The organism is Duganella phyllosphaerae (assembly GCF_001758785.1).
GTDB lineage: Bacteria > Pseudomonadota > Gammaproteobacteria > Burkholderiales > Burkholderiaceae_D > Rugamonas > Rugamonas phyllosphaerae.
In genome coordinates, this window is record NZ_LROM01000060.1 from 71,784 (window position 1) to 83,629 (window position 11,846).

Below are 11,846 nucleotides of genomic sequence, written 5' to 3' on the forward strand. Positions count from 1 at the left end.
TCACCTATTGCTGAGTGGCAATGTGTAACTGTTAACAATGCGGGAGATGCAATGAATAACGTGACCGTGCGCGCCAGCCTGATGGGTGTTTTGCTGGTATTTGCCGCCATGCTGCTGGCCGGCGCCGGCCTTGGCGTGCACGCCCTCAGCCAGGCCAATCACGCCATGTCCACCATGTACCAGACCAGCATCCAGGTCATTGCCATCAACGATGCGTACAAGGATACCACCCGCACCCGCTCGGCCATGACGCGCGGGTACACCGTGGTCAAGGACGGCGGTGCGCCGGCCGATCTCGAGTCGGCGCTGGCCTCCGCCAGAAAATCCTATACGCGCGGGCTCGACTTTATCGCCAAGTACGAAAAGGCTGCCGGCTACCCGGGCGAAGATGTCGCGTTGAAGAAATCGCTGATCGAGGCCGGACGTGCGCAGTCGGCCGTGCTCGAGCGCGCCATCGGTGCGCTGGCCAAAAGCGATGCCGATGCCTACGTCGCCATCAACGCCAAGGAACTGACGCCCACCGGCGCGGCCTTCTCGGCCCAGCTGGAAAAGTACCAGAAGCTCAGCGACGAGCAGATGACCGCGCTGATGGATGAGCGCGAGGGCGCCTACACGCTGGTCAAGTGGCTGGTGGGCTTGGGCCTGCTGGGTGCGCTGGTGCTGGTGGTGGGCGTGCATCTGCTGCTCAAGTCGGTGGTACTGGATCCGCTCGAGCGCGCCGTGGTGCTGCTCGACCAGGTGGCCCAGGGCGACCTGACCGCCCGCATCGACGAACCGGGCCGGAACGAAGTCAAGCGCCTGCTGCAGGCGATTTCGCGCATGCAGACCGATTTGCTCAGCACCGTGTCGCGCGTGCGCGGCGGCGCCGAGATGATCGACCGCGGCTCACGCGAACTCGCTGCCGGCAACATGGAATTGTCGTCGCGCACCGAGACCCAGGCCAGTTCGCTGGAAGAAACCGCCGCCTCGATCGAAGAACTGACCAGCACCGTCAAGCAGAACTCGGAAAACGCCCAGCACGCGCGTGGCCTGGTGGAAGGCGCGTCGAGCACCGCTGCCCATGGCGGCGAGGTGATGCAGCAGGTGGTGTCCACCATGAACGACATCAACGAAGCGTCACGCAAGATCGTCGATATCACCGGCGTGATCGACGGCATCGCGTTCCAGACCAATATCCTGGCGCTGAACGCGGCGGTGGAAGCGGCCCGTGCGGGCGAGCAGGGCCGGGGCTTCGCGGTGGTGGCGTCGGAAGTGCGCAACCTGGCGCAGCGCTCGGCATCGGCCGCCAAGGAAATCAAGGTGCTGATCGACGCTTCGGTGCAAAAGATCCAGCTCGGCACCGACCTGGTGGAAAAAGCCGGCACCACCATGAACACCTTGGTGGGCAACGTCCACCAGGTCACCCAGATCGTCGGCGAAATCGCCACCGCCAGCCGCGAGCAGAGCGACGGCATCGACCAGGTCAACCAGGCCATCGCCCAGATGGACCAGGTGACGCAGCAGAATGCCGCGCTGGTGGAAGAGGCGGCGGCCGCCACCCAGTCGCTGCAGGACCAGGCCACCGAGCTGGCGCAAACGGTGAGCATCTTCAAGATCGACGGCGTCGCCAGTGGTGGCAGCCCGGCGCGGTCAGCCGGCCGCAACCTTGCACTGACCTGATATTCGCTTGACATCCCTGGCGGAGAATTCTAGTATTTCTGCAATGACAGAAATCAAGGATGCTCCGTCAGACACTTTAGGCCGACTCGTCGGTCAAATTTTTACCCATCAATTTCTGTCTTTACAGAAATAACCGACGGAGGTCATATGCGGGTACTGGTGATCGGCGCCACCGGACTGGTGGGGGCGCACGTGCTCAGGGCGTTGCGTGCGGCCGGTGTTGACGTGGTTGGCGCCAGCCGCCGCCGTCCAGCCAGCGAGCTGGCATCCGACTGGATCGAGCTCGACTTCGGCCATATGACCAATGTGCAGCAGTGGCTGCCCTTGCTGCAAGGTGTCGATGCCGTGGTCAACGCCGTGGGCATCATCCGCGAAGTGCAAAAAGGCGACTTCGACCGCCTGCACCGCGCCGCGCCGGTCGCGCTGTTTGCCGCTTGCGAGCAGTCGGGACTGCGCGCGGTGCAGGTGTCCGCGCTGGGCAGCCAGCCGCAGGCCGCCACCGGCTACTGGCGCAGCAAGGGCGCGGCCGAGGCCGACCTGCTGGCGCGCAAGATGGATGCCACCATCATCCGTCCCTCGCTGGTGTACGGCGAGCATGGCGCCAGCAGCGTGCTGTTCCGCCTGCTGGCGACCTTGCCGGTGCTGATGCTGCCGGCTGCCCACCGGGCGCTGGTGCAGCCCATACACGTGGACGACCTGGCCGACATCGTGGTGCGGTTGCTGACCGCGCCGGGCGCCATGCCGCGCGCACTGGCCGTGGTCGGCCCGCGGGCCATGACCATGGCCGGCTACCTGGCCGACCTGCGGCGCGGCATGCAGGCGCCCGCTGCGCTGGTGCTCTCGTTGCCTGGCCCGGTGGCCGCCCTGGCCGCACACGTCGCCGCGCTGGCGCCTTCGTCTGCCTTCACCCCCGAATCGCTCCTGATGCTCGAACAAAGCGCCGACGGCTCCAACACGGCCGACCCGGCGCCCGCGCAAGCAGTGCTGGGCCGGCCGCTGCGCGACCCCGGTTCCTTTGCCGGACCGGCGCAGCGCGTGACGGCAGCGTGGTCCTGGGGCGCGCCGCTGGTGACGGTGGCGATCGCGCTGATGTGGCTGATCACGGCGTACGTGTCGTGGTTTGCCTGGCCCCATGCCGAGAGCCGGTCCTGGCTGGCCGCCTGCGGTGTGCCGACCGCCTGGCAGGAGCCGATGCTGCTCGCTGCCAGCGTGACGGACGCCGCCATCGGCGTGTTGCTGTTGCTGCGTCCGCGCCGCTGGCTATGGGCGGCGCAGCTGGCGCTGGTGGGCGGCTACACCGCCATGCTCAGCGTGTTCCTGCCCGATTTCTGGCGGCATCCGTTCGGGCCGCTGACCAAGAACCTGCCGTTGCTGGCGCTGATGCTGCTGATGTGGCGTGCCAGCCCGGCCAAACATCAAGGAGAAAGATGATGGAATACTTTGCCGTGAAAGTGCTGCACATCCTGTCCGCCACCCTGATGGTGGGCACCGGATTCGGCACCGCCTTCTACATGTTCTTTGTCAACCGCAGCGGCAACGTGCAGGCGATGGCCGTGGTCACGCGGCTCGTCGCCCGCGCCGACTGGTGGTTTACCACGCCGTCCGTGATCATCCAGCCGCTGTCGGGTTTCTGGATGATCCATCTGGCCGGCTACCCGATGCATTCGCGCTGGATCATGTGGTCGATCGCGCTGTACGTGCTGGCCGGCCTGTGCTGGCTGCCGGTGGTGTGGCTGCAATTGCGCATGCGCGACATGGCGGCCGAGGCTGCGCGCAACCTGCTGCCGCTGCCGGCCCGTTACTGGCGCTACGAGAAAATCTGGACCGCGCTGGGCTTTCCCGCCTTTGGCGCGCTGATGGTGGTGTACTGGCTGATGGTGCACAAGCCAGTCTGAGAGCGTCCAACATAACCTCCATAGCGGCGTTGCAGCTCCTCGCCGTACATTCGTACTGCCTTCGTCGCTGCGCCTTGCTCTGAAGGTTATGTCGGACGCTCTAAACCCATAATAACGATAATCGAAAAGGACGCCGCATGACCCTCGCACCAACGATTCAAAAATACATCCTGCACTGGGGCGAGATGGGCACGCGCTGGGGCGTGAACCGCACCGTGGCGCAAATCCACGCGCTGCTGTTCCTGGTCAACCGCCCGCTGCATGCCGAGGAAATCGCCGAGACACTCACCGTGGCCCGCTCCAACGTCAGCAACAGCCTCAAGGAATTGCAGAGCTGGGGCCTGGTGCGCGTCACCCACCTGGCCGGCGACCGCCGCGACCATTTCCTGGCCTTGCAGGACGTGTGGGAAATCTTCCGCGTGATCGTCGAGGAACGCAAGAAGCGCGAAATCGACCCCACGCTCACTGTCTTGCGCGAATGCGCCCAGGAAGCCGACAGCGACCCGGCGCTGGAAGACGCCACCAAGGTCAAGATGGACCAGGTACTGGCCTTCATGGAAATGCTCACCACCGCCTACGGCGACACCAGGCATTTGCCACCGGCCACGTTGCAACGCTTGCTGACCATGGGCGGCAAGATGGCGCAATTGATGGGTAGCGAAAAGAAAAAACCATGAGCACGCCGTCCGAAGGCGAGCTGTTCAAGAAAATCCTGGGTCCACAATGGCGCCTGCTGCATCCCGACATCCAGGCCCGGTTCGACAAGAATCCGCTGCCCGGCAAGCCGCTGCGCTACCAGGGACGGCTGTCGGAGCTGACCTGTTCGCGCCTGGGGCGGTTGCTCGGCTACCTGAGCATGCCGTTCATCAAGGGCGCGCTGATGCCCTACACCGACGCCGATTTCCCGGTCGATATCGAAGTCTATTCCAAGCCGAACTGCGCCTCGATCTTCAAGCAGCGCATCTACCGCCTCAACCGCCGCCGGCCGGTAATGTTCACCTCGTTCATGGCCGAGAGCGAGAAGGGCGAGGTGCTCGAATACGTGGGCATGGGCCTGGGCATGAAGCTGCTGCTGTCGATCCGCGAGGGCAACCTGCATTTCGAAAGCGACGGCTATTTCTGGGATGTGCTCGGTACCCGCATCCCGCTACCGGGGTTGATCACGCCCGGCAAGACCTATCTCTGCCATCGCAACAACAGCGCCAACCAGTTCGACATCCGGATCGAGATCCGGCACCCACTGTTTGGCACCACATTTACGCAAGCGGGCGTGTTCCGCGAGGTGACACCATGAATACTCATTTATTGGCATTGCAGTTGATGGCGGCCCAGGGCTGCCTGGGCGCGTTCGACACCCTGTACCACCACGAGCTGACCGAGGCGCTGCCAGGCCGCGCCACCGCCCGCCGCGAGCTGGCGATTCACGCGGTGCGCGCACTGATTTACAGCGCCTTGTTCATCGGCCTGTCGTCGTGGGCGTTCCACGGCCTGTGGGCGGTGGTGGTGTTACTGGTGTTCGTGGTCGAGATCGGGCTGACGCTGTGGGATTTCGTGGTGGAAGACCGCACCCGCCTGCTGCCGGCCACCGAGCGCGTCACGCACACGGTGCTGGCCATGATCGGCGGCGCCTTCATCGCGCTGCTGGCCCTGAATGCGCCGCAGTGGCTGGCGCTGCCCACCGCCATCGTGTGGCAACCGAACGGTGCGCTCGGCGTGTTCCTGGCGCTGTGCGGCGTGGGCGTGGGCGTTTCCGGCATCCGCGATGCGCTGGCCTCGCGCGCGCTGGGGCGCCAGGACCGTCTCCAGGAGTCGAGCGAGCCGGCGCAGGCCTTTGGCGCCACCGGCCGCAGCTTCCTGGTTACCGGCGCCACCGGTTTCATCGGCCAGCGCCTGGTGCATGCGCTGCTGCGCGATGGCCAGCGCGTGACGGTGCTCACGCGCCAGCCGCGCCAGGCCGCGTGGCTGTTCGACGGCCGTGTCGACTGCGTGGACAGCATGGACCAGCTGCCGCCGTCGCGCCGCATCGACGTGATCGTCAACCTGGCCGGCGCGCGCATCCTCGGCTGGCGCTGGACGGCAGCGCGCCGCGCGGCGTTGCGCCAGAGTCGGGTGGCGCTGACCGCCAGGGTGGTGGACTGGATCGCCCAGGCCGAACACAAGCCGGCGCTGATGCTCTCGGGTTCAGCGATCGGTTACTACGGCGTGCAGCCGCAGGGCGACGACACGGTGCTCACCGAAACCGCGCCGCCGCAGCCGGTGTTCATGTCCGACCTGTGCCGTGAATGGGAAGAAGCGGCGCAGCGCGCCAGCGCCCACGGCGTAACGGTGGCGTGCATGCGCTTCGGCCTGGTACTGGGCCGCCAGGGTGCGTTGCCGATGCTGCTGTTGCCGATCAGGCTGGGCCTGGGCGGGCCGCTTGGCGGCGGATGGCAGTGGCAGTCGTGGATCCATGTCGATGACGTGATCGGCGGTATGGCGCAGCTGTGCGCCAATGGTGCAGGGGAGGGCGGCAGCTACAACTTCACCGCGCCCGAGAGCCTGACACAGGCGCAATTCAGCCGCGTGGCCGCCAAGGTGCTGCATCGTCCGTACGGCTTGCCGACACCGGGCTGGCCGATGCGCCTGGCGCTCGGCGAGCAGGCCGACTTGCTGCTCGAAGGGCAGCGGGTGGGGCCGCAGCGTTTGCTGGCCAGCGGCTTTGTGTTCCGCTATCCGCAACTGGCGCCGGCGCTCACTTCTCTCGCTTGAGCGGCGTGCCCTTGTCGATCACCTCGCGGCAATCGCCCTTGAAGGTGGCGTTGTCGTAGTTGGTCCAGCCGTAGCTGTCCACGTAGCGCTTGTGGGGCTTGAACTGTTTATTGAGGAAACTCCACTCGAGGTGCTGGTCGTCGTAGGCGATGTCGCCGAGGTCGAGCAGGCTGTGGAACACGTTCTCGGTCGCCAGCCTGGCCTTGCGCAGGCGTTTTAGCTGTTTGATCTTGTCCGGGTAATGGGACTGGTACTGGTCCGAGTACCACACCAGCGCCGGCACGTGGAAGTCGTACTGCGTGTTGTGGCCATGGAAGGCAATGGCGCAGCTGCCGTCGTACAGCACCTGGCCGTGGTCGGCCACGTACAGCATCGCGGTGCGCTGGCCGCTCTCCTTGAGCTGGCCGATCACCTGGGCCAGGAACCAGTCGGTGTACAGGATCGAGTTGTCGTAGCTGTTGTTCAGTTCGACCTTGATCTTGACGTTGGTGTGCTCGGGCTTGTCCACGCCGAACAGCGACGGCTGCCACTTGTCGAATTCTTTGGAATAGCGCTCGCTGTAGTTCCAGTGGTTGCCCAGCGTGTGCAGCACGATCAGCTTTTTCGGCGCCGGATCGTGCATCGCCTGTTGCAACGGGCCCAGCAAAATCTGGTCGAGGTTGGAGCGGTTATTGAAACTGCCCAGGTTCATGAACTGGATCACGTTCGCTTCCTTGGCGAACACCGACACCGGCGTGTCGAACTCGCCGAACGAGATCTGGTTCGACAACCACCAGGTTTTGAAACCCGCTTCTTTATAGGCGGTGAGGAACGACTTTTCCGAAAACCCGGCTTTCAGGCTTTGCATGGCCGGCTTGCGCGAAATGATCACCGGCACCGACAGCCGCGTGGCCGACACCGCCGTGATCATATTGGTGAGCGACACCAGGTTGGGCTCCTGCGCCAGCAGCGGGGTGGTTTCGCGGTCGTAGCCGTTGATGCTCCAGCGGTCGTAGCGCGACGATTCGCCGAGCACCATGATCACCACTTCCGGCTCGTTGTCGGGGGCGGCCTGGTGAGCCTTGAAGGTGAAGTTGCTGCTGCGCATGCCCAGTTCGGCCAGGTAGCGGCGTTCGTTGTAAAAATCGACGCCGCGCGCAATCAGGCCGAAGGGCCAGGAGTTGGCAAAGTTATTGAAAGTGAACGGCGCCTGCTGGAACACGGGGGTGGGCGTGGGCCAGCCCAGCACGGCCAGGGCGGCGATCGCCGGCACTGCCAGCCAGCGCGTCTTGCCACGCCAGGTCAGTTGCGGGCTGCGGCGCGCGGCCAGCAAGATGGCCACCCACCAGGCCAGCATGGCGACCAGGATCGCTGCCATCAGCCAGATCTTGTTACCCAGGAATTCCATGGCTTCCATCGGGCTGCTCTCGGCGATGATGCCGAGGTGGTGGGTGGAAATGCCCTGGCCGTAATACATGAACAGGTACAGCTCGGTAGGCAGGGCCAGCAGGGCAGGCAGCAACAGCCAGTGGAACCAGGCCGGGCGCTGGAACATGCCCCACGCGGCGATCCACAGCAGGGCTTCGAGGCCGAGGACGGCGCCCAGCCCGGGCGCGGGCCGACCGAGCAGCAGCGGCACGCACGGCACCAGCGACAGCAGCAGGTAGCTGCCCAGTACGAACAGGGGAGGGAGTCGCAACAGGGATCGCATGGAGGGCAACAGCAGCAGCAGGCAGCGCGTGGTGGAAAGTGCGCTATTATCAGGCGTTTTCAGCCGTCGCGGGCAGCTTTTGGAGTAGCCACTGAGCAACTTCGGTGCAGCGCGCTAGCACATCTTTCTGCCATATATGTTGACTGTTCAGGTCAATTGCCCTACACTCGCGAGTTCTCCATTTAGTCTGCGCATCGTATACGCTGTTTTCGGCTGGTCCCAGAGGCTGGCTGTGCGCGCCTTCGATGTTCCCTGAATTGAGACTGAGATTCGTCCCCGGACATACGTCCGGGTTGTCCACGTTGTTATTAAGTTGGGTTTAGAACGATGCCAACCATCAATCAACTGATTCGCAATCCACGTGTCGCCCTGACCGTGAAAAGCAAATCGCCGGCGCTGGAAAACAGCCCGCAAAAGCGCGGTGTTTGCACCCGTGTGTACACCACCACTCCTAAGAAGCCTAACTCGGCTTTGCGTAAAGTCGCCAAAGTGCGTCTGACCAACGGTTTCGAAGTCATTTCGTACATCGGCGGTGAAGGCCACAACCTGCAAGAGCACAGCGTTGTTCTGCTGCGCGGCGGTCGCGTAAAAGACTTGCCAGGTGTTCGTTACCACATGGTTCGCGGTGCACTGGATACCCAGGGCGTTAAAGACCGTAAGCAAGCTCGCTCGAAATACGGTACCAAGCGCGCTAAAGCCAAGAAGTAATCTGCATTAAAAGTTTTCGCTCAGTGGCAACTAGCTAAGTGAATGTAATCGACCGGAAATGGTCGAGTAAGTGGATGGTTATGATGACCCTCCGCGAGAGTGCGAACCCATATCTGCGCACCTCAACTGAAGATTGAAAGGAATTGATATGCCACGTCGTCGTGAAGTACCCAAGCGCGAAATCCTGCCGGATCCTAAATTCGGTAACACGGATGTCGCCAAATTCGTGAACGTTCTGATGCTGTCCGGTAAAAAATCGGTCGCAGAAAACATCATTTACGGTGCCTTCGAGCACATCGCCGCCAAGTCGGGTAAAGACCCGCTGGAAGTGTTCGCTACCGCGATCAACAACGCCAAACCGCTGGTTGAAGTAAAATCCCGTCGCGTCGGTGGTGCAAACTACCAGGTGCCGGTTGAAGTGCGCCCAGTACGTCGTATGGCGCTGTCGATGCGTTGGTTGCGTGAAGCTGCTAACAAGCGCAGCGAAAAATCCATGCCACAACGCCTCGGCGGTGAGCTGATGGAAGCGGCTGAAGGCCGCGGCGGTGCGATGAAAAAGCGTGATGAAGTGCACCGTATGGCAGAAGCGAACAAGGCGTTCTCGCACTTCCGCTTCTAATAAAATCGACCGGGCCACTGTGGTCTGGTTGTTATCTGTTGTTCGAGGCCGGGCTCATTTTTTTCACAAAAAATGCTGCTCGGTTTTGTCCATTAAAAGATTTAGGATTAATTATGGCCCGCAAGACCCCCATCGAGCGCTACCGCAACATCGGTATCTCCGCTCACATCGATGCAGGTAAGACCACTACCACCGAGCGCGTCCTGTTCTACACGGGCGTGAACCACAAGATCGGTGAAGTTCACGATGGCGCCGCCACCATGGACTGGATGGAGCAGGAACAAGAGCGCGGCATTACCATTACGTCCGCTGCAACGACCTGCTTCTGGAAAGGCATGGCCAACAACTTCCCAGAACACCACATCAACATCATCGACACCCCGGGCCACGTTGACTTCACCATTGAAGTTGAACGCTCGATGCGCGTACTCGACGGTGCTTGCATGGTTTACTGCGCAGTGGGCGGTGTTCAGCCACAGTCGGAAACCGTATGGCGTCAGGCTAACAAGTACAAGGTGCCACGTCTGGCCTTCGTCAACAAGATGGACCGTACCGGCGCCAACTTCTTCAAGGTCTACGAGCAGATGCGCGCTCGCCTGAAGGCCAACCCGGTCCTGATCCAGATTCCAATCGGCGCTGAAGACAACTTCAAAGGCGTGATCGATCTGGTCAAGATGAAAGCGATCCTGTGGGACGAAGCATCGCAAGGCATGAAATTCGACTACGTCGAGATCCCTGCAGAGCTGGCCGATTCGGCCGCCGAGTGGCGCGAGAAGATGGTTGAAGCCGCTGCTGAAGCCACCGAAGAGCTGATGAACAAGTACCTGGAAGAAGGCGACCTGACCGAAGCCGAGATCAAACAAGCGCTGCGTACCCGTACCATCGCTTCGGAAATCGTTCCTATGATGTGCGGTACCGCCTTCAAGAACAAGGGCGTACAGGCCATGCTGGACGCGGTCATCGAATACCTGCCGTCGCCACTGGACATCGACGACGTCGGCGGTACGGATGAAGACGACCAGCCAACCACCCGCCGTCCTGCGGACGACGAGAAGTTCTCGGCGCTGGCCTTCAAGATCATGACCGACCCGTTCGTCGGTCAATTGGCCTTCTTCCGCGTGTACTCGGGCGCCGTCAATTCGGGCGACACCGTGTACAACTCGGTCAAAGGTCGTAAAGAGCGTCTGGGTCGTATTCTGCAGATGCACGCCAACCAGCGTGAAGAGATCAAAGAAGTGCGCGCCGGCGACATCGCCGCTGCCGTTGGTCTGAAAGACGTGACCACGGGCGAAACCCTGTGCGATCCGACCTCGATCATCACCCTGGAAAAAATGATCTTCCCTGAGCCTGTGATTCAACAGGCAGTCGAGCCAAAAACCAAGGCCGACCAGGAAAAAATGGGCCTGGCGCTGAACCGCCTGGCACAGGAAGATCCTTCGTTCCGCGTGAAGACCGATGAAGAATCGGGCCAGACCATCATCGGTGGTATGGGCGAACTGCACCTGGAAATTATCGTTGACCGCATGAAGCGCGAATTCGGCGTGGAAGCAACCGTCGGCAAGCCACAAGTGGCTTACCGCGAAACGATCCGCAAGACCTGCGAAGAATCGGAAGGCAAGTTCGTCAAGCAATCCGGTGGTCGTGGTCAGTACGGTCACGTGGTTCTGAAGATCGAGCCGCAAGAGCCGGGCAAGGGCTTCGAGTTCGTTGACGCCATCAAGGGCGGCACCGTTCCTCGCGAGTACATCCCTGCGGTTGAAAAAGGCGTGCGCGGCACCCTGAACACCGGTGTGCTGGCTGGTTACCCAGTCGTGGACGTCAAGGTTACGCTGTTCTTCGGTTCGTACCACGATGTGGACTCGAACGAAAACGCGTTCCAGATGGCCGCTTCGATGGCCTTCAAAGACGGCTGCCGCAAAGCATCGCCAGTCATCCTGGAGCCGATGATGGCTGTGGAAGTGGAAACGCCGGAAGACTACGCCGGTACCGTGATGGGCGACCTGTCGTCCCGCCGCGGTATGGTGCAGGGCATGGACGAAATCCCAGGCGGCGGCGGCAAGATCATCAAAGCCGAAGTGCCACTGTCGGAGATGTTTGGTTACTCGACCACCCTGCGTTCCGCAACGCAAGGTCGTGCTACCTACACGATGGAATTCAAGCACTACTCGGAAGCGCCTAAGCACGTGATCGACGCGATCGTTACCGCGAAAGCCAAGTAATTAGTGTCATTGCGGTCCGGTCGATCACCGGGCCGCAAATTTACAAACAATGTTTTAAGGATGATTCAAAATGGCAAAAGAAAAGTTCGAGCGGACTAAACCGCACGTCAACGTAGGCACCATCGGTCACGTCGACCACGGCAAAACCACCCTGACCGCTGCAATCGCAACCGTTCTGTCGAAGAAATTCGGCGGCGAAGCGAAAGCTTACGACCAGATCGACGCAGCACCGGAAGAAAAAGCACGCGGCATTACCATCAACACCGCCCACGTCGAGTACGAAACCGCTGCCCGTCACTACGCGCACG

11 protein-coding genes are annotated in these 11,846 nt (G+C 62.0%); 10 read left to right on the forward strand and 1 reads right to left on the reverse strand.

Features of this window, described 5'->3' with window-relative positions:
• Positions 1–51 precede the first annotated feature (51 nt).
• The 6 genes from DUPY_RS06350 to DUPY_RS06375 all read left to right on the forward strand — a co-directional run bounded on the left by DUPY_RS06350 (position 52) and on the right by DUPY_RS06375 (position 6,302).
• On the forward strand, positions 52–1,659 hold the full coding sequence (locus DUPY_RS06350) for a methyl-accepting chemotaxis protein (RefSeq protein ID WP_070246988.1): 1,608 nt from the start codon (positions 52–54) through the stop codon (positions 1,657–1,659).
• 147 nt (positions 1,660–1,806) lie between these two features.
• Entirely contained in the window at positions 1,807–3,090 is a 1,284-nt protein-coding gene (locus tag DUPY_RS06355; RefSeq protein WP_070246989.1) for an SDR family oxidoreductase, read from the forward strand.
• Positions 3,090–3,554, forward strand: coding sequence for a DUF2269 family protein (locus tag DUPY_RS06360; RefSeq protein WP_070246990.1), 465 nt, complete (start codon positions 3,090–3,092; stop codon positions 3,552–3,554). Before DUPY_RS06355 ends, DUPY_RS06360 begins: the two co-directional genes overlap by 1 nt.
• 137 nt (positions 3,555–3,691) lie before the next feature.
• On the forward strand, positions 3,692–4,231 hold the full coding sequence (locus DUPY_RS06365; protein WP_070246991.1) for a GbsR/MarR family transcriptional regulator: 540 nt from the start codon (positions 3,692–3,694) through the stop codon (positions 4,229–4,231).
• Positions 4,228–4,848, forward strand: coding sequence for a DUF4166 domain-containing protein (locus DUPY_RS06370; protein WP_070246992.1), 621 nt, complete (start codon positions 4,228–4,230; stop codon positions 4,846–4,848). Before DUPY_RS06365 ends, DUPY_RS06370 begins: the two co-directional genes overlap by 4 nt.
• Positions 4,845–6,302, forward strand: coding sequence for a TIGR01777 family oxidoreductase (locus DUPY_RS06375; protein ID WP_070246993.1), 1,458 nt, complete (start codon positions 4,845–4,847; stop codon positions 6,300–6,302). The genes DUPY_RS06370 and DUPY_RS06375 overlap by 4 nt, the downstream gene beginning before the upstream one ends.
• Here the strand turns inward: DUPY_RS06375 and DUPY_RS06380 are convergent.
• On the reverse strand, positions 6,286–7,980 hold the full coding sequence (locus DUPY_RS06380) for a phosphoethanolamine transferase (RefSeq protein ID WP_307188188.1): 1,695 nt from the start codon (positions 7,978–7,980) through the stop codon (positions 6,286–6,288). The two genes, DUPY_RS06375 and DUPY_RS06380, sit on opposite strands and share 17 nt — an antisense overlap.
• 339 nt (positions 7,981–8,319) lie before the next feature.
• Here DUPY_RS06380 and rpsL point away from each other — a divergent pair, with 339 nt between their 5' ends.
• From rpsL to DUPY_RS06400, 4 genes are all read left to right on the forward strand, one after another.
• Positions 8,320–8,700, forward strand: a complete 381-nt coding sequence (rpsL, locus tag DUPY_RS06385) for a 30S ribosomal protein S12 (protein ID WP_019923502.1) — start codon at positions 8,320–8,322, stop codon at positions 8,698–8,700.
• A 148-nt stretch (positions 8,701–8,848) separates the two neighbouring features.
• Positions 8,849–9,319: a 30S ribosomal protein S7 gene (gene rpsG, locus DUPY_RS06390; protein ID WP_008444271.1), complete on the forward strand. Its 471-nt coding sequence runs from the start codon at positions 8,849–8,851 to the stop codon at positions 9,317–9,319.
• 113 nt (positions 9,320–9,432) lie between these two features.
• Positions 9,433–11,538, forward strand: a complete 2,106-nt coding sequence (gene fusA, locus DUPY_RS06395) for an elongation factor G (protein WP_070246995.1) — start codon at positions 9,433–9,435, stop codon at positions 11,536–11,538.
• A 70-nt stretch (positions 11,539–11,608) separates the two neighbouring features.
• Positions 11,609–11,846, forward strand: a 238-nt coding sequence (locus tag DUPY_RS06400) for a GTP-binding protein (protein ID WP_229255230.1), incomplete at its 3' end; no start/stop codon positions are given.